This is a genomic window from Winogradskyella sp. Asnod2-B02-A (genome assembly GCF_045063645.1).
Lineage (GTDB): Bacteria > Bacteroidota > Bacteroidia > Flavobacteriales > Flavobacteriaceae > Winogradskyella.
The window spans coordinates 430,582-452,759 of sequence record NZ_JBEFOG010000026.1 but is presented as its reverse complement, the minus strand read 5'-3'; the positions used below and the strand labels follow the sequence as shown (position 1 = coordinate 452,759).

General features: G+C 31.5%; 21 protein-coding genes. 9 read left to right on the top strand and 12 right to left on the bottom strand.

Annotated features, from left to right (window positions below):
* Positions 1-88 precede the first annotated feature (88 nt).
* Positions 89-766, bottom strand: coding sequence for an ABC transporter ATP-binding protein (locus ACJJVO_RS05465; protein WP_405571394.1), 678 nt, complete (start codon positions 764-766; stop codon positions 89-91).
* A gap of 39 nt (positions 767-805) precedes the next feature.
* Complete coding sequence (locus tag ACJJVO_RS05460) at positions 806-3,247, bottom strand: DUF5916 domain-containing protein (RefSeq protein WP_405571391.1); 2,442 nt, start codon at positions 3,245-3,247, stop codon at positions 806-808.
* 209 nt (positions 3,248-3,456) lie between these two features.
* Here ACJJVO_RS05460 and ACJJVO_RS05455 point away from each other — a divergent pair, with 209 nt between their 5' ends.
* Positions 3,457-3,735, top strand: coding sequence for a hypothetical protein (locus tag ACJJVO_RS05455; protein ID WP_405571388.1), 279 nt, complete (start codon positions 3,457-3,459; stop codon positions 3,733-3,735).
* 50 nt (positions 3,736-3,785) lie between these two features.
* Here ACJJVO_RS05455 and ACJJVO_RS05450 read toward each other — a convergent pair whose 3' ends face one another.
* The 9 genes from ACJJVO_RS05450 to ACJJVO_RS05410 form a co-directional block, all read right to left on the bottom strand.
* A complete protein-coding gene (locus ACJJVO_RS05450; protein WP_405571387.1) occupies positions 3,786-4,346 on the bottom strand; it encodes a type 1 periplasmic binding fold superfamily protein in 561 nt (186 codons plus the stop codon).
* Between the two features lie 16 nt (positions 4,347-4,362).
* Positions 4,363-6,762: a TonB-dependent receptor gene (locus ACJJVO_RS05445; RefSeq protein WP_405571385.1), complete on the bottom strand. Its 2,400-nt coding sequence runs from the start codon at positions 6,760-6,762 to the stop codon at positions 4,363-4,365.
* Positions 6,763-6,800: 38 nt separating this feature from the next.
* Positions 6,801-7,142, bottom strand: coding sequence for a hypothetical protein (locus tag ACJJVO_RS05440; protein WP_405571382.1), 342 nt, complete (start codon positions 7,140-7,142; stop codon positions 6,801-6,803).
* Positions 7,139-7,633 (bottom strand): DUF6787 family protein, encoded by a 495-nt coding sequence (locus ACJJVO_RS05435; RefSeq protein ID WP_405571380.1) that lies wholly within the window; start codon positions 7,631-7,633, stop codon positions 7,139-7,141. Before ACJJVO_RS05435 ends, ACJJVO_RS05440 begins: the two co-directional genes overlap by 4 nt.
* 49 nt (positions 7,634-7,682) lie before the next feature.
* Positions 7,683-8,120 (bottom strand): DUF6146 family protein, encoded by a 438-nt coding sequence (locus ACJJVO_RS05430; protein WP_405571378.1) that lies wholly within the window; start codon positions 8,118-8,120, stop codon positions 7,683-7,685.
* Positions 8,121-8,333: 213 nt separating this feature from the next.
* On the bottom strand, positions 8,334-8,969 hold the full coding sequence (locus tag ACJJVO_RS05425; RefSeq protein WP_405571375.1) for a DUF937 domain-containing protein: 636 nt from the start codon (positions 8,967-8,969) through the stop codon (positions 8,334-8,336).
* Between the two features lie 105 nt (positions 8,970-9,074).
* Positions 9,075-10,025, bottom strand: a complete 951-nt coding sequence (locus ACJJVO_RS05420; RefSeq protein ID WP_405571373.1) for a D-2-hydroxyacid dehydrogenase — start codon at positions 10,023-10,025, stop codon at positions 9,075-9,077.
* 98 nt (positions 10,026-10,123) lie between these two features.
* Entirely contained in the window at positions 10,124-11,185 is a 1,062-nt protein-coding gene (serC, locus tag ACJJVO_RS05415) for a 3-phosphoserine/phosphohydroxythreonine transaminase (RefSeq protein WP_405571370.1), read from the bottom strand.
* Between the two features lie 134 nt (positions 11,186-11,319).
* Positions 11,320-12,381: an acyl-CoA reductase gene (locus tag ACJJVO_RS05410; RefSeq protein WP_405571368.1), complete on the bottom strand. Its 1,062-nt coding sequence runs from the start codon at positions 12,379-12,381 to the stop codon at positions 11,320-11,322.
* An 80-nt stretch (positions 12,382-12,461) separates the two neighbouring features.
* Here ACJJVO_RS05410 and ACJJVO_RS05405 point away from each other — a divergent pair, with 80 nt between their 5' ends.
* The gene (locus ACJJVO_RS05405) at positions 12,462-12,818 is read left to right on the top strand and encodes a 4Fe-4S dicluster domain-containing protein (RefSeq protein ID WP_405571365.1); all 357 of its coding nucleotides are present in this window, start codon (positions 12,462-12,464) and stop codon (positions 12,816-12,818) included.
* A gap of 119 nt (positions 12,819-12,937) precedes the next feature.
* Here the strand turns inward: ACJJVO_RS05405 and ACJJVO_RS05400 are convergent, their stop codons facing one another.
* Entirely contained in the window at positions 12,938-13,174 is a 237-nt protein-coding gene (locus ACJJVO_RS05400) for a winged helix-turn-helix transcriptional regulator (RefSeq protein WP_405572687.1), read from the bottom strand.
* Between the two features lie 265 nt (positions 13,175-13,439).
* Between ACJJVO_RS05400 and ACJJVO_RS05395 the strand changes: the two genes are divergently transcribed.
* The 7 genes from ACJJVO_RS05395 (at position 13,440) to ACJJVO_RS05365 (ending at position 22,169) form a co-directional block, all read left to right on the top strand.
* Positions 13,440-13,769, top strand: coding sequence for a hypothetical protein (locus tag ACJJVO_RS05395; RefSeq protein WP_405571363.1), 330 nt, complete (start codon positions 13,440-13,442; stop codon positions 13,767-13,769).
* 28 nt (positions 13,770-13,797) lie between these two features.
* Positions 13,798-14,175, top strand: coding sequence for a hypothetical protein (locus ACJJVO_RS05390; RefSeq protein WP_405571360.1), 378 nt, complete (start codon positions 13,798-13,800; stop codon positions 14,173-14,175).
* Positions 14,176-14,361: 186 nt separating this feature from the next.
* Positions 14,362-15,456 carry a redox-regulated ATPase YchF gene (gene ychF / locus ACJJVO_RS05385; protein ID WP_405571357.1) on the top strand — a complete coding sequence of 365 codons (1,095 nt, stop codon included), beginning with the start codon at positions 14,362-14,364 and terminating at the stop codon, positions 15,454-15,456.
* Between the two features lie 9 nt (positions 15,457-15,465).
* Positions 15,466-16,878, top strand: coding sequence for a hypothetical protein (locus ACJJVO_RS05380; RefSeq protein ID WP_405571354.1), 1,413 nt, complete (start codon positions 15,466-15,468; stop codon positions 16,876-16,878).
* 279 nt (positions 16,879-17,157) lie between these two features.
* A complete protein-coding gene (locus ACJJVO_RS05375; protein WP_405571351.1) occupies positions 17,158-19,017 on the top strand; it encodes a DNA topoisomerase IV subunit B in 1,860 nt (619 codons plus the stop codon).
* On the top strand, positions 19,014-19,487 hold the full coding sequence (locus ACJJVO_RS05370) for a hypothetical protein (RefSeq protein ID WP_405571348.1): 474 nt from the start codon (positions 19,014-19,016) through the stop codon (positions 19,485-19,487). The genes ACJJVO_RS05375 and ACJJVO_RS05370 overlap by 4 nt, the downstream gene beginning before the upstream one ends.
* Positions 19,488-22,169, top strand: a complete 2,682-nt coding sequence (locus ACJJVO_RS05365; RefSeq protein WP_405571345.1) for a DNA gyrase/topoisomerase IV subunit A — start codon at positions 19,488-19,490, stop codon at positions 22,167-22,169.
* The last annotated feature ends 9 nt before the right edge of the window (positions 22,170-22,178 follow it).

Here is a 22,178-nt window from a genome sequence, read left to right as displayed (position 1 = left end):
GAAACAGATGTTAACAATGTTTTAAGTCTAGATTAAATTAAGAGCTCATTACAAAGTAATAATTAGCTATATTTTTAAAGTAAAGCGATTATTGTCCCATAATTTTCCCATCTACCATTGTTAGTTTTCTATCAGCCATATTTGCTAATTCTTGGTTATGAGTAACTAGGACGAATGTTTGGTTAAACTCGTCTCTTAATTTAAAAAATAAGTTATGTAATTGATCTGCTGATTCGCTATCTAAATTTCCAGAAGGCTCATCTGCAAAAATGATATTAGGATTGTTTATTAAAGCTCTAGCGACAGCAACACGTTGTTGTTCTCCACCAGACATACTATTGGGTTTGTGATGTATGCGATCTTTTAAACCTAAATAATCTAGTAATTCAATAGCGCGCTTTTCTGCGTCTGCTTTTGGTGTGTTATTTATAAATGCAGGAATGCAAACATTTTCTAATGCTGTAAACTCTGGTAACAACTGATGAAATTGAAAAATAAAACCAATATTTTTATTTCTGAATTTAGCTAAAGCTTTATCATTTAAAGATTTTATGGATTGGTCGTTTATAATTAATTCAGTGTCCGAATTATAATCAGGCTTATCCAATGTACCAAGTATTTGAAGCAATGTCGTTTTACCAGCACCAGAAGCACCAACAATTGAAATCACTTCGCCTTCTAAAATGGTTAAATCAACACCTTTTAAGACTTCAAGATCTTTATAGGCTTTCTTAATTTGCTTAGCGGAAATAACAGTTTTATTCATACAATGTGAAAGTAATACTTAATCCCTAATTCTACAAAACTAAGAATCAGATTTATTAGGATTGAAAACAGATTTAATGCCATTAAAGTCAATAAAATATTGAAGCCTAACAGATAAAGTATGCTGCATAGGTTGATCAAATAAACTATCAACACTTTGAGAATAATTATATTCCGCAAGAGTATCTAAATTAAATAGTTGGTTTCTGTATAAAGCCGTTAAAAAACTACCTGGTGCAAATTGCCAAGAGTAGCTTAAATCTATATTCCAAGTACTAAAATTAATATCCGGATCGTTATCCATAGTCTCTAAAGTATATCCAGAATCTGTAGTTAACCTCCCAGAATCTAATAGGGTAAATAATTCATTATCGTATTTTACAGTATCCCAATAATGTCTAAAACTAAGAGCTAAAGAGTTATAAGGGTTGAAAGCATAATTAGCAGAAATACTGTTGGTTACAATCTGTCTGTTACGTTCTCCAAAAATGGATTGATCATCTGCTTTTGTTGCAAAACCACGTCCACCATTTGTAAAATCATAGTAGAATTGGTATATCAATAATAATTTGTCGTTGATTCTTACTCGTGGTTCAACTTCAATATCGTAATTAAATAAATCTCTTCCATTCTCGAATAATGCACCAATATTAGCTCTAAAGTCTAAAGCAAATTTGCGGTTGTAATTAGATGAAATCCAGCCTCCTGTGCTCACATAATTTTCATAAATAAATGGTCTGCCATCTCGAGATTCAAAATAGTCATTTTGCTTGCCAGGCTCAACATTTAATCTAAAACCAAAACCATCTAATTTCTTTGTGGTAGCTTGGTATGTGGCACCAAAATTAGATTGAGAATAGACATTAGGTTTTACTAATCTGTTATAATTAAAGAAGGCATTAATACGGTAATTATTTAAATTTCCACTAGGCTCAAAAGTTTGATATGATATGTCAGAACTAAAAGAATTGTAATTATTTCTCAATAACAATCCTAAATCATTAATGTTAAATTTAGTGTCAGCAAAACTGTGCTCTAAACTGTAGCGCAAATTACCATGAATTTTAGCTAGTTTTAAATAACTACTAAAACCAGTTTCACTATTTGTGTTCTGGTAATTCACATTACTCATTCTTAAATCCGTGGCAACATTATAAGTATTACGTTTATTAATTATGTTTGCCACTAGTGCTGTGGCATTGGCATCTCTAAAATGCCCTTCCCTTAGTACATTGGTATTAATTACACTTACGGAAGAATTGCCGTTAAATTGTTGGTCTACGACTAAGATATTGTAGTTGGCAAATGGTTCTACAACATCGTTACGTTTTTCGCTAGTCAGTGTGTTTTTTATGGTCGCTGTTGTTTTTTCTGTAATTGCATTAAAAAATCCAATACCTAATCCGTTTTTTGTTCTGCCAGAAACTTTTACTGCATTTAAAACTTTAACCTCATTAGGTATATTTGCTTCTTCATTTTCATTAAGACTAAGTCTTCCACTTGGATTGTTGCCAATGCGTCTAGAAAAGAATAAATCACCTTTAGAGAATAAATCGACTCCCTCTGTAAAAAATTGACGTTGTTCTGAAAAGGTTTGTTCAAAAGGACCAAGGTTTAAAACGACATTGTCAAATCCTGCTTGACTAAAATCTGGAACTAGAGTAGCATCTAAAGTGAAATTATCTGTAAGTCCATATTTAACATCCATTCCAAAGTTTAAATCGGTATCTGTATCTCCGTCAAAATTATTAATTATACCAGTAGTAAAAGGGTAGAGGTTTAATCTGTTAGGCGGTTTTACATCTTTGAGTCCTTTTATTTCGGCATGATATAATCCGGAATAACCTTGAGTTGGGTCAATTGGATTCCAAGTAAATCGTGATCTAGATCTTCTAAATTCTCTATGAAACTGAGCTCCCCAAGTAGGTTCGTCTTGGTCTGCAAAACGCAATGTTCGGTATGGTATTTTCATTTCTACGATCCAACCATCGTCCATAATTTTTACTGCACTATCCCAAACGGCATTCCAACCAAAATCTTCTCCAATAGTTGGGTTTTCAATAGCATCAGCTTGCTGACCAGAGCTAAAAACATAAAAGGAAGTATCGTTTTGTGCATCATTATTAGGATTAAGCACTAAAATGAAATAATCTGTCTGACCAAAGTTATCTCTATTGGTCAGTTGTTTCATTATTTTAGAAGGATCGTCATATAGATAAGCTGCAACATAAATAGCCTTATCATCGTATGTCATTTTTACTTCAGTACGTTCTTCATTTGAAGCTATTTTACCAATTTCTGGTCTGTTGGATACAAAACCAGTGGCAATTTCTGAATTTTGCCAAATGGCATCATCTAATACACCGTCTATTTTAGGAGCCTGAGTTGTACGTTGAATATTTAACGATTTTTTATTCTGAGCAATACTAGTCCAAGTAAAGCACAATAAGGAAAGCAAAAGAATTAAAGAACGAGTGTTCATAAATGGCTTTGGTCGTTTAAATAGGAGATTGATGTAATTATTTAGCGATTGTTACATCTGTATTTTACAAAATTAAGTGCTCACGTTAGGCTAAACTCTTAATTAAACGTTAAAAAAAGAATGTATTGATTTCCTTAAGTACAAACATGATAGGGTTATTTTATTTGGAATAATTATTGCTCTAAATAAGTTAGTAATTAATACAATATATGAATAAATACAAAAAATTAGGAATAGGTATTCTGTTTGACGCCTTAGGTTTGGTCTCATTTATAATTCCCGGAATCGGTGAATTTTCAGATATCGTTTGGGCACCAGTTTCAGGTTGGTTAATGACCAAGTTATATGCAGGGAAGGCAGGTAGAGTAGCAGGAGTAATTACTCTTGTAGAAGAGGCATTACCTGGCTTTGATGTGATTCCTACATTTACTTTAATGTGGCTTTACACTTATGTGTTTAAAAAGGAAACAGATAAAAATAAGACATAAAAAAAGCACTCAAATTGAGTGCTTTTTTTAACTGTATTACAAACAATAATTTACTGTACTTCGATACTAAAACTTACTTCAACATCTGTACTACCACCAGCACCAATAGAAGTACCATCGTTAGGTTTAGTAGGTTCGTGTTTTAATATAATTGTTAAAGTGCCTGTACCAGCATTTCCTGTTTCTAGAGTAGTTTCAATACCTATTGGATTTCCGTCTTCATCAGTATCAGTTTTGCTAACTACAATATCACTTATTGATGATGTTATGAAAAATTCGTGATCGTCACCTTCTTCTTCAACTTCTAATGTGATATCCTCAGCAGGACTTTCTGTTTCGTTTAATAATTCTATAATACCAGAGTAAGTTGTATTAGCAGCTAGTGGTCCAGAAACTGTATATGTAGGAGCTGCACTTCCATCTCCATCAATATCCTGAAATTTTAGAGTTACAACATCTGTTCCGTTAGTAAGTTCATAAGTTACTGTTGTAATAAGTTCCTCTTCGTGATCATGATCATGATCTCCGTCGTCATCACTAGAACAGCTTACTATCGCTAAACTCGAAACAAATAATAATGCTAATAATTTGATTGTTTTAATTGATTTCATATTTTTATTAATTCTGTTAATAATTGATTTTAATTTTTAAGTTAAAGTTTCTACCTAACTCATCTGCGAAATAGCGAAGTCTGTTTAAATGTTCTCTATACGACGTGTTAAATAGGTTTTCTATGTTAAATTCTAATTTTAAATTCCCTTTTTTAAAAGCTTTAAATTGCATTGAGCTATTAAAGCTAAATAAGGAATAAGTAGATGGAGTAGAGCTAATATCTACATAAACATCTTCTTGTAAAGTGGCATTATAGGTGTAAAAATTGTAATCTGGATATCTTTTTTGTTGTAATACAGTTTTTTGATTTAAGCCAATAGTTAATTGGTTTAAATCGTCATTTTTATAAGATATACTATTCGAAAAATTAGTAGCAGGCATATGAATTAAAGGGATATCATCAGTTTTATTATCTCCTTTTAGAAGACTGATATTACCATTATAACTAAAGCTTTTACTAATTTTTTTATTGACATCGATATCTACACCAAATATTTGCGCATTTACCTGGTTATATTCCCAAACAGGAAAAGCACCACGAACCGTAGTGTTTATACCAGTGGGAATAAGTTGTATATAATCATTAATATAATTATAATATGGACTTATTGAAAATCCAAAATTCTCGTTATTTCGTTCTAATGAAACTATAAATTTATTTGCAATTTCTTTATTAAGCGTTAAGGCACCAATTTCTATCCTTGCAGCTCCATGGTGTAAACCATCACTAAATAATTCAGAAGGGTTTGGTACTCTAGTTGCTAAACCATAATTAAAGACTAATGATACGTCATTATCAAAGTCATTAGAAAATCCAAAATTCGCAGATACGTTATGAAATGTAAATTCTGGTAAGGTTAAAATTCTAGAATCCTCTATGGTATTAGTTTCAAATTGAGGAAAAAGTTCATCATAATTATAAACATCTTGCCAATCTGTTAAATAATACTCTTTTCTAGCTTTAATTCTAGTAAAGTCGTAACGCACGCCAGCACTCAATTTTGAAGTACTTGTTATATTGTAACTTCCTATTGCATAGATACCAACATCATACTTATCAAAATCTGGAATTAACGGATTAACGCCTGTTCCAGAAATTGCGTCGTTTTGTTGATATCTCAATAAAATACCAGTATCTATCTTAACATTATTAAGGTAATCTATCCTTAAGTTAGATTGCAATGTATTGGTAAATAAACGCAAATCTATAACAGGAGTATCAGAAAATTCACCACGCCTTAGGTCAAACTCTTTACGTCTGTTAATCTGTAAATCGTATTGAAGGGTCAATTTTCCAAAACCTTTAAAACGTTTATAAGCTTCAACCTTTCCTAAATGATGTAAAATTTCTTGATTCGGATAATCTATCTCATAAGAAAAATCATCAATAACTCTTGGTTCTTTGCTATTAATAGCAGCGACTAAATCATTTACATTTCCAATATGTGATGATTCTAAAATGGCCAATTTGTTATTAACCACACTATAATAAGCATCAAAGCCTTTTTCAAAACTGTTATATCCAAAATTTAAAGACGCATTAAGATTCTTTATACCAGAATTGGTTAAATAGTAATCCGCAGCTTTAAAATCGCCAAACTGCTTGTAGCTCGCTTGAAATTTACCATAATAACCAGATTCGAATGTTTTAACCAATTCAGTGTTTACATTTCCACCACGACCATTTGAATTTAAGGATAAGATTGAGCTACCAAATAAACTATCATTAGCTATATACTTTTTTGGTCTAATAAGAATTAAACCTCCAATAGCATCACTACCATATTTTAAGGTATTGGCACCTTTTACAACTTCAATTCTGTTACCAGAATTAATATCAATATTAGGAGCGTGTTCATCTCCCCATTCTTGGTCAAATAAGCGAACATTATTGTTAATAATCAATAATCTGCTACTATGTAAACCGTGAATCATTGGTTTAGCAATTGTATTTCCTGTGTTTAAAGAAGATACACCACTAATAGTGTTTAAAGCATCTCCTAATGATTTATCAGAAAAATTTTCAATTATAGTTTTGTTAATAGAGTGTTCAATACTTGTGCCCTCAGTTTTTAAATTAGAACTTATCAAAACTTCACTGAGTTCTTCTAAATGATGTTCTAGGAAAATGGTCTTAAAAACATCATTATCTATTTGATATGAAACTGTTTTAGTTTCACATCCAATATGAGAAATCGTTAATGTTAAGGTACCTGAACACAAGTTTTCAATTTTGAATTTACCATCTAAGTCTGAAACTATATATTTATCACTTTCTTTTATGTAAATAGTAGCAGATTCTATTGGTGTGCCATCATGAAAATCTTTGAGTTCGCCTAAAAATGTATAATTGCAGTTTTGACTATAGTTAAAGCTAGAAATAGCTAAAACTAAGCCAATAATTATTTGTTTCATTCGAATAGATTTATGAGCGTATTAGAAAATATTTTATTCTAACTAACCTGAGGCGGACCTCTCACAAACCGTGTTGAATGTTGATAATTCTTTAAAGAAATATAATATGAAGATAACTGCTTAGTTGCAGTTTTTTGTGGTAGTATTTCATAGTTATTAAAAACTAGAAATAAATTGTTTGTAAGTTTAAATTTATAAAAATCACAATCTAAATCAGACTTATGAAAATGGGTTTTGAGCTCATTGTCTGAATCGCAAACTTCATGTTTATGATGATTAAAAGCGTGAGTTAATTTTACAGCAGAAGGTAACAACACAGAAAGCACTAGCATAATTGCTAATGTTTTAAATAGTGATGATATTACTGTTTTTGTGCTCAATCTAAAAACCGTTTAAGTCCAAATCTTCTTAGCATTTTCTTTTCAAATTCCCAGAAAAATTTGAATTGCCCAAAAAGCCATCCAAAGGTTACTAAAAGAATCTGATAGAAAACGAGACCAATGATAATATATAAAAACCAATAAAGGATAGGATTTAAGTTTTCTTTAGTAATTCCGATGAATTTTATTATCGGTCTGCCAACAATTAAAGAAGATGAACCTGTTATTGCAAAGACCATGAATACGCGGATCATTTCCCATTTATAGTCGAGAATCCATTTTTTTTCTAACTTTTTAAATATTAGTAATGTTAATTTTAGCAAAAGGAAAAAAATAATAAGTGCAGCAACTATGGTTAATGTTAATCCATAATTCTCTAAGAAAGCATTAGAAATTTTAAAAGCAGAATAACCTAATATAAGTAAACCAAAAAAGGGAAATAACAACTGCCAATTATGTTGTATTTCCCAATGTTTTTTAAATTTGTCCATAGCATTAATTTCGTTCTGCAAAATTAATGAAATTAGATTTATTTACAGCTTAAATCCTAGGTGCAAAAGAAGACAATCGTTGTTTGTGTTTTATTTGAAAATAGATAAAGTAATTATATAATTTGTAATTTACTTCATAACCATAATCTGTTCTAGTATCATAATCTATACGAACCTCATAAAGGTTAGGGTCGTAGGTTAGTGGTTGTAAGTTGCGTTGATTCCAAGTTTGCACCATAAGTGCATTTCTAGATTCTAACCATTGTTGTGAATAATAACCTTCTGGTCTAGCTGTACTTGCTAGCCATGCATTAAAACCTGGTTCTATAATAATGATTTCATAATCGTTTTCGTCACTATCAATTATAACAGTATCATTTTCTACTAGGCTGTTGCTATTATCATTATCAGTAGTTGGTGTATTATTGTAAGATTTACAACTTGCAATAAGTATAAGTGCAATAACAAAAGGGATAATTTTTTTCATAAGTATTAAAGGTATTAAAAAAAATGTGTGAGTGATTAAAATTTTACTTCGATTTAACATTACAAAGCAACGTGATTAATGACTGAGATACAATTATAAATATGTAAACGCTTTATTTCAATGCGTGAAACTACCTTTTATTAAAGTGAAAGAATAGGGCATAAAAAAAGCAGCTCCTTAGAACTGCTTTTGATATATTATATGTTAGAAATATTATTTTCCAAATATGCCTCCTAAAAGACCTCCAATTCCTCCTGAGCTTTTACTTCCACCTAAGACCATACCAGCTACATCATCAATAACACTTCCGTCACCATCTGCATCTAATATTTTTTCTAAAAAGCTTTGTTCGTTTGCCGTATCGTTACCTCCAAGTAAACCTCCTAAAAGACCAGTGATACCACTCTGAGAATTTACATTATTTTGGCTAGCTTGTTTACCTAAAACACCCATTAAAATTGGCGCAGCAACTTGTAAGATATTAGCAACAGAACTAGAGTCTAAACCCGCTTTTTGTCCAATAACTTGCTCAACACCTTGTTGTTTGTTACCTAAAACGTGACTAAGAATTTTTGAGCCATCATTTTTAACTTCATCGTCAACTCCACCACCAAATAGACCACCTAAGTTATCTAAAATACTTCCATTATGTTTACCGCTTAAAGCTCCCATAAGGCCTTGTGCACCTTCTGGAGTAGAAGCGTTACGTTCCATAGCTTTCATAAGTACAGGCAATGCCATTGTTAATACGCTACTAGTTTTACTTTGATCTGTTCCTGTTGATCCAGAAACACCACTAATAATAGTTTTTCCTAAGTCACTGTTTAATAAGTCTAAAATTCCTGCCATCTTGTAATGTGTTAATTGTTGTTATAAAATAATTTGTTTGATAAGGTACAAAAAAAGTCCCACGTTAGTAGGACTCATATTATTTGATTTGGTCACATTTTAATATTATCCGAGAATAGAAATGATTTGTTCAGCTAATTCTGTACCAATTCTATCTTGTGCTTCATTAGTAGCAGCTCCGGTATGTGGAGTTAATGATAACGCAGGATTCATTAATAATTGAATTTCTGGTTGTGGTTCTTTTTCAAACACATCTAATGCTGCTCTAGACACTTTACCACTTTCAATAGCTTTTACAAGTGCAACTTCGTTAACAACTCCACCACGTGCAGCATTTGCGATAATAACACCATCTTTCATTTGGTTAAATTCAGCTTCATCAATCACATAATCTTTTTGTGCTGGTACATGTAACGTTAAAAAGTCTGATTGCTTTAATACTTCTTCTTTAGAAATAGTTTTAATTTCAAAATTCACTTTCTGACCATCAAAGAAATCGAGTTGTAAATCTGCTTTTTCTAAAAAAGGATCAAATGCAACAACTTTCATTCCTGCACCTAAAGCAACTTTAGCTGTGGCTTGGCCAATACGTCCAAATCCAAGAACACCAAGTGTTTTTCCTTTAAGTTCAGTTCCTTTAGCGTAAGCTTTCTTTAAGTTTTTAAATTTTGAATCACCTTCTAATGGCATATCGCGATTAGAGTTATGCAAGTAACGTGCTAATCCATAAAAATGTCCAAACACTAATTCTGCAACAGAATGCGATGATGCAGCTGGAGTGTTAATAACACTTAAACCTTTACTGCGTGCATAATCTACATCTATATTATCCATACCAACTCCACCACGTCCAATAATTTTTAGACTAGGGCAGTTGTCTATTAAATCTTTTCTTACAGTTGTAGCGCTTCTTACTAAAAGAACATCAATGTTTTTATCGTTTATGTAATTTTGTAATTGTTCTTGGGCTACTGTGGTTGTTAATACTTCGTAACCAGCAGCTTCTAATGCATTAATTCCACTTTGAGAAACTCCGTCGTTTGCTAATACTTTCATTTAAAAACTTGTTTTTTATTTCCTTAATGAGGAAATATCTTAATTTATTTATTTTTTATACTTTATTGAGTAACAGAATGAGTTGACAACAAATTATGTTATGCTTTACTCTCTAATTCACTCATCACTTCTACCAATGCTTTTACGCTATCTAAAGACAATGCGTTATACATAGAAGCTCTATAACCACCAACACTTCTATGTCCATTAATACCACTGATACCAGCTTCTAAACACATAGCATCGAAGGTTTCTTTAAGATTTTCATTTTCTAAAGTGAAGGTTGCATTCATCATTGAACGGTCTTCTTTTACGGCGTAACCTTTAAATAATGGATTGAGATCTATTTCAGAATAAATTAAACGTGATTTTTTATCGTTTGCTTCTTCAATTGCTTTTACACCACCAATACTTTTTAACCACTCTAAAGTTAACATTGAAGTATATACTGCAAAAACAGGAGGAGTATTAAACATACTACCTTTACTGATGTGTGTTTTATAATCCATCATTGAAGGGATTTTACGAGATACTTTTCCTAAAATGTCTTCTTTTATAACCACTAGAGTTGTACCAGCTGGTCCCATATTTTTTTGAGCTCCAGCATAAATTAAATCAAATTGAGAGTAATCTATCTGACGAGAAAAAATATCACTACTCATGTCGCATACCATAGGAATTGGCGACTTAGGGAAATTTTTTATCTGTGTTCCAAAAATAGTATTGTTAGAAGTACAATGAAAATAATCGTAATCCTCAGGGATGTCATAACCTTTAGGGATGTAATTGTAGTTAGCACTTTTAGAAGATGCTACTTCATAAATATCATCGTAAATTTTAGCTTCCTTGATGGCTTTATCTGCCCAAGTACCAGAGTTTAAATAACCTGCTCTTTTTTCTAATAAGTTAAGAGCCACCATTAAAAACTGTGTACTTGCACCACCTTGAAGAAATAGCGCTTTATAGCCTTTTCCTTCTAAACCTAATAATTCTAATGCTAAAGAACGTGCATTCTCCATAACATCAACAAATGATTTGCTACGATGCGATATTTCTAAAATTGACAATCCGTTATCAAAATTTAAAACGGCTTCTGAAGCTTTTTCCATTACCGATTTTGGTAATACACTTGGGCCTGCACTGAAATTATGTTTTATCATTAAAATTGTATTTAATTTTCCTTTTATCTATTGGTTTGTGATATTAGAAAAGTTTATTATTATTTTTATTTTAAACAGCTACAAAGGTGCTAATTTCTGATGTATTATTAATTGTGAATTTCATAAAATTTGTCCTATATTTTTAATAAGAATTCAATAGTGTCTAAATTGTCAGCATAATCAGACAATTGTGGGTTTTGTGTTTCTCCAAACGCTATGTAATTGCCTGTAAACTTATTAGAGACAATACATTGTATTTTGTCTTTATCTGCAATTAATTTATCTTTTAGATCATTAGCATCACTATAATATTCATAAAATAAGGTAGCAATAGGAGAGGCATAACTTTCGTCCTCTTTAATCATTAGGAAACCATTCTCTAACATTTCAAATTCACTCATTAAGTAAACAGCTTTGTTATAATCGTAGTTGTTGGCATATTTTGATTCGTTTATAATAGGATGCCATTTATAAACAGCGTTAAAAAAAGCATCGAAATTATAATTTTTAGGAATGAAAATTTTAGATACATTTCTACAACCTAAACCATAATACCTAAAAATATCATCAGATAAGGCTTCTAGTTCCTCAGAAGTTTCGTTTCCTGTTAAAACAGCAACAGAATTTCTGTTTTTTCTAATTATTGAAGGTTTGTTTTTAAAATAATACTCAAAATAGCGCGCTGTATTATCGCTTCCTGTAGCGATAACAGCATCAAAATTTTCTAGTTTTTCTTCTGTAAATGTAATTCGACCCTTAAAATTAGGTTCAATAACCTCTAAATATTTCGCTAAAAAGGGAAGTAAGTGTTTATCGTTAGAAGATTGTTTCACTAAAACATTATGTCCAGAAATAAGTACAGATAAAAAATCATGAAAACCAACTAAAGGTATATTTCCGGCCATTATGATAGCGACTGTCTTTGGGTTTTTAATATTAAAGTTGTACTTGCTAGTCCAATCGTTAATTTTGCTATCAGTCAGCTCATTAGACCAAGCATTTAAAGTGTAAACAATGTTGCTTTCAGTAAACCAACCGTTATGCTCTTTAGCAAGTTTTATTTGATGTTTAAAGCCATCAAAAAACAAATCGTTTTGTAAAACGTGTTCTTGTTTAGCAAATGGAATTGTTGCAAATTGGTTAATAAACTTACCTAATTCTACAAAAGCATTGCTTATGTAATTTTTGTTACTCATTATTATTTGTATAACAGCCTTTTTGGCTTTATTTTTGCAATTGCAAAATTACGGAAAGTAAAAAGAAAAGATAGAACACTATGGCAATTATAATAACAGACGAATGTATAAATTGTGGAGCTTGTGAGCCAGAATGTCCAAATACAGCTATATATGAAGGTGCTGACGATTGGCGCTATTCTGATGGTACAAGCTTATCTGGTAAAATAGTGCTAACCGATGGTAAAGAAGTTGATGCAGATGAAACGCAAGAGCCAATAAGTGATGAAGTTTATTATATTTCTCCAGACAAATGTACAGAGTGTATGGGCTTTCATGAAGAGCCACAATGTGCAGCTGTTTGCCCTGTGGATTGTTGCGTACCAGATGAAGACCATGTAGAAACTGAAGAGGAATTATTAGCTAAACAACGTTTTATGCATCCAGATGGACATTAAATAGGTGTTTACAAAATATAATACAAATCCTGAGTTTTTGACTTAGGATTTTTTTTATGCCTAATTTTAAATTTCTTGGGTTACTTTTTACAATCATCTAAGCCCCATTTATCCAAACGTCATAAAATGGCTTCTAGAGATTTTCCTCTGGCACTTAATTTGTATTCAACTTTAGGTGGTACTACAGGGAAAACCGTCCTAGTAATCAGTCCGTCTTTTTCCAATTCCCTAACTGTTTGTGTAAACATTTTGTTAGAAATGCCTAAAATTTTCTTTTGCAAAACTCCAGAGCGTAAACCTCTTTCTAATAAGTGAAATAAAACTAAGGGTTTCCATTTTGTTCCTATTAAACTCATGGTGTAATTTAAAAGACATGTAATTTCTTTTTTCAAAATATTATATTTATTGTTTTGATAATCATTATTTTACTCTTTTTGGTAACTATACTGAGTGCTTATGCGAAATAATAAAAACAATTTATGGTATTGAGTCCTGAGTCTTAAGCTCAAGTTTTTTTGATAAATTTATATGATACTTTGAGTAAATATGATGCATAGAACAACTAACTTTGCACTTTACTTGGTGTAACGATTAAAGCCTAGTAATTTAATTAGACATACTATGGAACAATCAGAATTTTTAGAAAAAAATATATTTATCGATTTAAAAAATGAGAATGATGGATTTGACGACGAATCTATCCACTATTTTTCAGAATCGGATTTTGCTACCGTTCTAAAAAGAGCAGAACATTTTGGACTTAGTATCTATAAAATTGAACCTTCGTTAGACGGTAAAGCCTTCGAGGTTGCCAATCATGATGCTTTTAAAAAGAAAGCCACAGATCCGAAATGGTACACTAAAGCGTTTTCAGATTTTAAGAAACGCCAAGAAGGATTAGTGTATGCTGCGACTTATAAAGTGTCTAAAAAGCTTTTAGATCGCGAATAAAATTTGTTGCTAATTCATTATAAAATTTATGACATACCAAGATGTTTTTGTAGAATTCTGGAAACAAGTAAAAGGAAGTATAGAAAACCAAACTTTCGCTAAACTTACTATGGCTAAAACCATTGGAAAACCTGAGCTAAAAAATATTTTCCTAAGACCTATCTATGATAAAGATGACTTTAAGGTGATGCTAAAATACAGTTTTAGACCCAGAGAAGTAGAGGATATTGAAGAAGAGCTTACTCTAGAAGAATCATTAACGATTGTAAAATCACATTTAAAAACCCATTTTTTATCAGTTATATTATTTTCTACGGTAAAAGATGTCACCTTTAAAGTGAATAATAAAGGGATGGGTAGTATTTCTGAGAGTCATCCAACGTTTAAAAATGTAATACAGGCTTAGATTGGTGTAAAGTTTATTCAATAGAAACTATTGAAATGGACTTATCATATAAAATAGATATGCAATGAAATTCGTTTCATAATCATTTCTAAAAATATAATTCAACTATATATACTAATTAACTACATTTGCACTCGCAAAAAAGAGATTTCCGTTTTAACGGAAACGACTAAATAAATTTACTCGATGAAAGCCGGAATTGTAGGATTACCAAACGTAGGAAAATCAACCTTATTTAACTGTTTATCTAATGCTAAAGCGCAAAGTGCTAACTTTCCGTTTTGTACTATAGAACCTAATATTGGTGTGGTAAATGTGCCAGATCCAAGATTAGAGAAATTAGAAGAATTGGTGAATCCAGAACGTGTATTGCCAGCGACTGTAGAAATTGTTGATATTGCAGGTTTAGTAAAAGGTGCTTCTAAAGGTGAAGGTTTGGGGAATCAGTTCTTAGCCAACATTAGAGAAACCGATGCTATTTTACATGTTTTACGTTGTTTTGACGATCCAAATATTATTCATGTAGATGGTTCTGTTGATCCTATTAGAGATAAGGAAACTATTGACATGGAATTACAGTTAAAAGATTTAGATACTGTAGATAAAAAATTAGATAAAGTAAAGCGTGCAGCAAAAACGGGTAACAAAGAAGCACAGAAAGAAGAAGCTATACTTTTAAAAATAAAAGAAAACTTAGAAGCAGGTATTTCTGTAAGAGCTCTAGAATTTTCAGAAGAAGATTATGAAGATTACGTGGTGCCTTCTCAATTTATTACAGACAAACCAGTAATGTATGTTTGTAATGTAGATGAAGCTGCTGCCAACACAGGTAACGCTTATGTAGATAAAGTAAAAGAAGCTGTTAAAGACGAAAATGCTGAAGTTTTAGTATTGGCTGTTGGAACAGAAGCAGATATTAATGAGTTAGACGATTACGAAGAACGCCAAATGTTCTTAGCTGATATTGGTTTAGATGAGCCTGGATCTGCAAAATTAATTCGTTCTGCATACAAACTTTTAAAACAACAAACCTATTTTACAGCTGGTGTAAAAGAAGTGAGAGCTTGGACTGTAAATGTTGGCGCAACAGGACCACAAGCGGCTGGTGTAATTCATACTGATTTCGAAAAAGGATTTATTAGAGCAGAAGTTATTGCTTATAATGATTTTGTAGAATACGGAAGTGAAGCTAAAGTAAAAGAAGCAGGTAAAATGCGAGTAGAAGGAAAGAACTACATTGTTAAAGATGGTGATGTAATGCACTTCTTGTTTAATGTGTAACTTGCATAAATGATTAACGATATAAAAAGAATAAGCTTTAAACAGATTTTATTTCTTTTGGTGTGTGTCTTGGTAGTTGAATTTTTACTACTAAAACACACACCTTTTTTTTGGGATGCAGTTAGTAAATCTGGTCGTGCTAGTTGGATTTATGCTCATGGACTTTCAGAATTTATTGTACCCACAGAACATAATTCTGGTCATCCACCTCTTTGGATTGGTTTATTAGCTGTTTTTTGGACCATATTTAATAAAGCACTTTGGTCTTCAAGATTATTATTACTGCTAGTTAACATAGGTGTTGTATGGCAAATTGTTACGCTATGTAAAAATAATTTTTTAAAAACGGTTTCTGCTTTCGCTGTTTTTTTAGTGTGTTTAGAGCCTACATTTATAGCTCAATCAACAAATTTAAACAACGATATGCTTTTGTTGTTTTTTACCTTAATGGCTTTAAATACTCTTATTAGTTCAAAATCAGTATTATTTACATTAGCATTAACAGGTTTATTATTCACCAATCTTAGAGGTATTTATATTGTAATTGCTATTGCTATAATTCACGTTATATATACGAGGTTAAAATTAATTGAATTTAAGAAACCTATGTATTTAGGTTATGTGCTTGCTATTTTAACTTTTGCTGTATTTTGCTATTTTCAATATGAAAAATTAGGTTGGTTTATCATTAGCCAAAATGAAAACTATAATGAGCACAGACAATCTGTTGGTTTAAAACAAATTCTAACAAACATAATTGTTTATGTCAAAATTTTTCTTGAATACGGACGATTTATAATCGCTATATTCCTAATACCATTGTTGTTTAAATATTTAAAAGATAAAACCCAAAAGAACGTTAGAATAGATAGAATAATCGTTGCCTTTTTTGTGTTTGTGTTGGTTTATTTTTTTGGGATGGTGCCTTTTTCTAATCCATTTGGAGATCGGTATTTTATGGTGTGTTATTTACTAGCCATTATGCTGCTTGTTAATTTAATAGCATTTTATAATGTTGGTAAAAAAAACTTAATATACACGCTGGTTGTCCTTATGTTAGTTTTTGGGCATTTTTGGATTTATCCTCCAACATTATCACAATCTTGGGACAGCTCATTAGCTTATTTAAATATTTATAAGGTAGAAGAGCAAATGGAACACTATATAAATTCTAATGGTATTAACCCTTCTGATATTGGAACAAGAATTAAACTTAATCAGCGTGATTATTCAGAGTTTAAGAGGTTAGAAGAAACGGATCGTTATGCTAGTTTTAATATTCAATCTAATAAATATATATTACTATCAAATATTGAAAATCACACAAAAGACGACGAATTAAATTACATAATGACCCATTGGAAGTTGGTTAAAAACTATACTCAGTTAGGTGTATTTATGTCTTTATATAAAAAAGAGTAGCCTCTAGTTTGGTTTATTCAATGATTAGAACTCTTTCTATTTTATAGGTAACATAAATTATAGATGTTATGGTTTTTTGAAGTTAAACTTATTCTCATCAAAAAAACAGGATAAATTAGCGTTGAAAATGCTAAATTATTAAGTTTAAAGTTTGAAAGTGGAAAACATCAATGTTCTCAACATTGTAATATATTATTGTTAATTACTTTACGCCAACCTTATTTCATGTTTTATGGTATAGTCTTATATTAGCATTTCATCTTAATTTTACCAACTTTTATGTCAGAACAGTCTAGTTATACTGAAGATAATATACGCTCACTCGATTGGAAAGAACACATCCGTATGCGACCAGGTATGTATATCGGGAAATTAGGAGATGGTTCTTCACCAGATGATGGTATTTATATTCTTCTTAAAGAAGTTTTAGACAACTCAATAGATGAGTATGTAATGGGAGCAGGTAAAACCATTGAGATTTCTGTACAAGGCGAACGCGTTATTGTTAGAGATTATGGTCGAGGAATTCCATTAGGGAAAGTGGTAGACGTTGTTTCTAAGATGAATACAGGTGGAAAGTACGACTCTAAAGCTTTTAAAAAATCAGTTGGTTTAAATGGTGTAGGTACTAAAGCGGTTAATGCATTGTCTTCTTATTTTAGAGTAGAATCTACTAGAGATGGAAGATCTGCTTCTGCCGAATTTGAACAAGGAAATCTTACCAATCAAGATTTATTAGATGATACATCACGAAGAAAAGGAACTAAAGTTTCGTTTATTCCAGATGAAATTATTTTTAAAAAATACAAGTACAGAAACGAGTACATCGTTAAAATGCTTAAAAATTATGTGTATTTAAATCCAGGATTAACCATAGTTTTTAATGGCGAAAAATATTTTAGTGAGAATGGCTTAAAGGATTTATTATCTGAAAACATAAATGAGTCAGATATGCTATATCCTATTATTCATCTTAAAGGGGATGATATAGAAATAGCGATTACGCATAGTAAAACCCAGTATAGTGAAGAATACCATTCATTTGTCAATGGACAAAACACCACACAAGGAGGAACTCATTTAGCAGCTTTTAGAGAATCTTTGGTTAAAACCATAAGAGAATTTTATGGTAAAAGTTACGAAGCTTCGGATATTAGAAAATCGGTAGTTGCTGCGATTGCGATTAAAGTAATGGAGCCTGTTTTTGAGAGTCAGACCAAGACCAAATTAGGTTCTACAGATATGGGAGGCGAATTGCCAACGGTTAGAACTTATATTAACGATTTTGTAAAGAAATATTTAGATAATTTTTTACATAAGAATCCTGATTCTGCTGAAAAAATTCAACGTAAAATTCTTCAAGCAGAGCGTGAGCGTAAAGAATTGTCTGGTATTAGAAAATTAGCAAAGGACAGAGCTAAGAAAGCAAGTCTTCATAATAAAAAGCTGCGTGATTGTCGTGTGCATTTTGGAGATATAAAAAATGAACGCTATTTAGATACTACTTTGTTTATTACAGAGGGAGATTCGGCTTCAGGTAGTATTACAAAGTCTCGTGATGTTAACACCCAAGCGGTTTTTAGTTTAAAGGGGAAGCCTTTAAATTGTTATGGACTAAGTAAGAAAATTGTTTATGAAAATGAAGAATTCAATTTACTACAAGCCGCTTTAAATATAGAAGAATCACTAGAAGATTTGCGCTATAATAATGTTGTAATTGCAACAGATGCTGATGTCGATGGTATGCATATTCGCCTATTATTAATAACATTCTTCCTGCAATTTTTTCCGGAAGTGATAAAAGATGGTCATTTGTATATTTTACAAACACCTTTGTTTAGAGTTAGAAATAAGAAGGAAACTATTTATTGCTATTCTGAAGAAGAGCGAAGAAATGCAATGGAGAAATTAAAACCAAAACCAGAAATCACTCGATTTAAAGGTTTAGGTGAGATTTCACCAGATGAATTTGTACATTTCATAGGTGAAGATATTCGTTTAGATCCAGTAATGTTAGATAAAGATATGTCTATTGAAGAATTATTATCTTTTTATATGGGTAAAAATACACCTACGCGTCAAGAATTTATAATTGACAATCTAAAAGTTGAATTAGATGTTGTTGAAGATACATTATGAGAACAGATAACCGAAAAGTAAAAAATACTATAATTTCAATCTATTTTTTATTAGTAGTTGCTGCAGGTTTGCTAGCTACCGTTTTTAATTCTATAGACTTATTTGAAGGAAGTTCAATATTTGTTTTACTAGGCTTAGTGTTAGCGGTAGTCGTTGTTCACTTCATAGCAAGATTTTTTGAGTACGATAGTGATGGCGCTAAAATTGTGATTACTAATAGCGGATTAATCTTAACGGATTTTATTAATTACAGAGAAAACAAAGTAGAAATATCTAAGCACAAATTAATAGGTTTTAAAATTCACAATTATTTGTTTTATAGAGTTTTAGTGATTGCGATAGAAAATAGTGATGGTTCATTTACTAAAGAGCGATTTAATATTACACTTTTAAAACAAAAGAAATTGAAGTACGTAAAACAATCATTACGCAAAATTTTAAAAGAAAATATAAAGCATAAAGAAGGATAGATGTCAGAAGAACATGAAGAGTTGTTAAATGAAGATAATGGTAGCCAAGAAACGATTACAAAGGTTACCGGAATGTACAAAGAATGGTTTTTAGATTATGCATCTTATGTAATCTTAGAACGTGCGGTACCAGCTATTGAAGACGGTTTTAAGCCTGTGCAACGTCGTATAATGCATTCTATGAAAGATTTAGACGATGGACGCTACAATAAAGTCGCTAATATTGTTGGTCATACTATGCAGTACCATCCGCATGGAGATGCCAGTATTGCAGATGCTATGGTACAAATTGGTCAGAAAGATTTGCTAATAGACACTCAAGGAAACTGGGGAAATATATTAACAGGTGATAGAGCGGCAGCTTCGCGTTACATTGAAGCGCGTTTATCTAAATTTGCCATAGACGTTGTTTATAATCCTAAAATTACAGAATGGCAAGCGTCTTATGATGGTAGACGTAAAGAACCAATAAATTTACCCGTAATGTTTCCTTTGCTTCTTGCGCAAGGAGGAGAAGGTATTGCAGTAGGTTTATCTACAAAAATTTTGCCTCACAATTTTATAGAGCTTATTGATGCCTCTGTAAAACATCTTAAAGGTAAACGATTTACTATTTTGCCAGACTTCCCAACGGCAGGAATTGCAGATTTCACCAATTATAATGATGGCTTAAGAGGAGGAAAAGTTAGGGTGAGAGCACAAATTTCTCAACGAGATAAGAATACTCTTGTCATAACAGAGATTCCTTTTGGCACAACAACGTCTTCTCTTATCGATTCTATTCTTAAAGCGAATGATAAAGGGAAAATTAAGATTAAGAAAATTGAAGATAATACAGCTGCAGAAGTAGAAATCTTAATTCATTTACCTTCTGGCTTATCTCCAGATAAAACCATAGATGCACTTTATGCTTTTACAAGTTGTGAAACTTCAATTTCACCTTTAGGATGTGTTATTGAAGATAACAAACCGTATTTTGTTGGAGTAACTGAAATGTTACGTCGCTCAACAGATAATACAGTTCAGCTTCTTAAGAGTGAATTAGAAATAAGACTTGGTGAGTTTCAAGAGCAATGGCATTTTGCTTCGTTAGAACGTATTTTTATTGAAAAAAGAATCTATCGAGATATTGAAGAAGAAGAAACTTGGGATGGAGTAATTAAAGCCATCGACAAAGGACTTCAGCCGCACATAAAACATTTAAAACGTGCTATTACTGTTGAAGATATTACACGTTTAACAGAAATTAGAATTAAGCGTATTTCTAAATTTGATATTGATAAAGCACAGCAAAAAATTGATGCTTTAGAAGATCAAATAGCTGAAGTAAAACATCACTTAGCCAATTTAATCGATTATTCTATAGCATATTTCGAAAGATTAAAAAAAGAATATGGGGAAGGAAAAGAGCGTAAAACGGAAATAAGAATTTTTGAAGATGTAGATGCTACAAAGGTTGTTATTAGAAACACAAAGCTCTATGTTAATAGGGAAGAGGGCTTTATTGGTACTGCATTAAAACGAGACGAGTATGTCTGCGATTGTAGTGATATTGATGATATTATTGTGTTTACCAACGATGGTGTTATGATGGTAACCAAAGTGGATTCTAAAACTTTTATTGGTAAGAATATTATCCATGTAGCTGTCTTTAAGAAAAAGGATAAACGTACCGTTTATAATATGATTTATCGCGATGGTAAAGGTGGACCGTCTTATGTAAAACGATTTGCGGTAACTAGTATGACTAGAGATAGAGAATATGATCTAACCAACGGAAGCAAAGGTTCTGCGCTTTGGTATTTTTCTGCTAATCCAAATGGAGAAGCTGAAGTAGTTACTATTTTGTTACGTCAAGTAGGTGGTATAAAAAAATTGAAATGGGATTTAGATTTTGCAGATGTTCTAATAAAAGGAAGAACCTCTAAAGGTAATCGAGTAACTAAGCACGCTATTAAACGTGTTGAGTTAAAAGAAAGAGGTGTATCTACACTTAAACCTCGTAAAATTTGGTTTGATGATACGGTTCAGCGATTAAATGTTGACGAAAGAGGCGAGCTGATTGGTGAATTTAGAGGAGAAGATAGGTTGCTTATAATAAATCAATCTGGAATAGTTAAATGTATCATCCCAGAATTGTCCACCCATTTTGATAGTGATATGATTGTTTTAGAAAAATGGAATCCTAAAAAACCAATTTCGGCTATTTATTATGATGGTGAAAAAGAGCGTTATTATGTTAAGCGTTTTTTAATTGAGCAAGAAGGAAAAGAGGAATTATTTATTTCTGATCATGCAGATTCACAATTAGAGATTGTTTCTACAGATTGGAGGCCAGTTGCAGATGTAGAATTTACCAAAGAACGTGGTAAAGAGCGTAAACCTAATATGGAAGTTAATCTTGAAGAGTTTATTTCGGTAAAGGGTATCAATGCTTTAGGTAATCAACTAACTAAAGATAAGATAAATCAAATTAGCCTATTGGATTCTTTGCCTTATGAGGCACCTGAAGAAGTGCATGCAGATGAATTAGAAGTTGTGGATGAGGAAACTGTAAAGACTTCAGAAACTAGTGTTGAAAGTACTAAAAATGAATCTAAACCAAAGACTTCGATTAAGAATGAAGATGGAGATGATGATGATCTAGAAATTGATGATAAAGGGCAGGTGACGCTATTTTAAGAATATAAT

Excerpts from the sequence above, each read along its gene's own strand:
- ychF (WP_405571357.1), top strand. The coding sequence starts at position 14,362 with ATGAAAGCCGGAATTGTAGGATTACCAAACGTAGGAAAATCAACCTTA.
- ACJJVO_RS05410 (WP_405571368.1), bottom strand. The coding sequence starts at position 12,381 with ATGAGTAACAAAAATTACATAAGCAATGCTTTTGTAGAATTAGGTAAG.
- ACJJVO_RS05405 (WP_405571365.1), top strand. The coding sequence starts at position 12,462 with ATGGCAATTATAATAACAGACGAATGTATAAATTGTGGAGCTTGTGAG.
- ACJJVO_RS05435 (WP_405571380.1), bottom strand. The coding sequence starts at position 7,633 with ATGGACAAATTTAAAAAACATTGGGAAATACAACATAATTGGCAGTTG.
- ACJJVO_RS05450 (WP_405571387.1), bottom strand. The coding sequence starts at position 4,346 with ATGAAATCAATTAAAACAATCAAATTATTAGCATTATTATTTGTTTCG.
- ACJJVO_RS05390 (WP_405571360.1), top strand. The coding sequence starts at position 13,798 with ATGACATACCAAGATGTTTTTGTAGAATTCTGGAAACAAGTAAAAGGA.
- ACJJVO_RS05365 (WP_405571345.1), top strand. The coding sequence starts at position 19,488 with ATGTCAGAAGAACATGAAGAGTTGTTAAATGAAGATAATGGTAGCCAA.
- ACJJVO_RS05370 (WP_405571348.1), top strand. The coding sequence starts at position 19,014 with ATGAGAACAGATAACCGAAAAGTAAAAAATACTATAATTTCAATCTAT.
- ACJJVO_RS05400 (WP_405572687.1), bottom strand. The coding sequence starts at position 13,174 with ATGAGTTTAATAGGAACAAAATGGAAACCCTTAGTTTTATTTCACTTA.
- ACJJVO_RS05375 (WP_405571351.1), top strand. The coding sequence starts at position 17,158 with ATGTCAGAACAGTCTAGTTATACTGAAGATAATATACGCTCACTCGAT.
- ACJJVO_RS05395 (WP_405571363.1), top strand. The coding sequence starts at position 13,440 with ATGGAACAATCAGAATTTTTAGAAAAAAATATATTTATCGATTTAAAA.
- ACJJVO_RS05425 (WP_405571375.1), bottom strand. The coding sequence starts at position 8,969 with ATGGCAGGAATTTTAGACTTATTAAACAGTGACTTAGGAAAAACTATT.
- serC (WP_405571370.1), bottom strand. The coding sequence starts at position 11,185 with ATGATAAAACATAATTTCAGTGCAGGCCCAAGTGTATTACCAAAATCG.
- ACJJVO_RS05430 (WP_405571378.1), bottom strand. The coding sequence starts at position 8,120 with ATGAAAAAAATTATCCCTTTTGTTATTGCACTTATACTTATTGCAAGT.
- ACJJVO_RS05465 (WP_405571394.1), bottom strand. The coding sequence starts at position 766 with ATGAATAAAACTGTTATTTCCGCTAAGCAAATTAAGAAAGCCTATAAA.
- ACJJVO_RS05380 (WP_405571354.1), top strand. The coding sequence starts at position 15,466 with ATGATTAACGATATAAAAAGAATAAGCTTTAAACAGATTTTATTTCTT.
- ACJJVO_RS05455 (WP_405571388.1), top strand. The coding sequence starts at position 3,457 with ATGAATAAATACAAAAAATTAGGAATAGGTATTCTGTTTGACGCCTTA.
- ACJJVO_RS05420 (WP_405571373.1), bottom strand. The coding sequence starts at position 10,025 with ATGAAAGTATTAGCAAACGACGGAGTTTCTCAAAGTGGAATTAATGCA.
- ACJJVO_RS05460 (WP_405571391.1), bottom strand. The coding sequence starts at position 3,247 with ATGAACACTCGTTCTTTAATTCTTTTGCTTTCCTTATTGTGCTTTACT.
- ACJJVO_RS05445 (WP_405571385.1), bottom strand. The coding sequence starts at position 6,762 with ATGAAACAAATAATTATTGGCTTAGTTTTAGCTATTTCTAGCTTTAAC.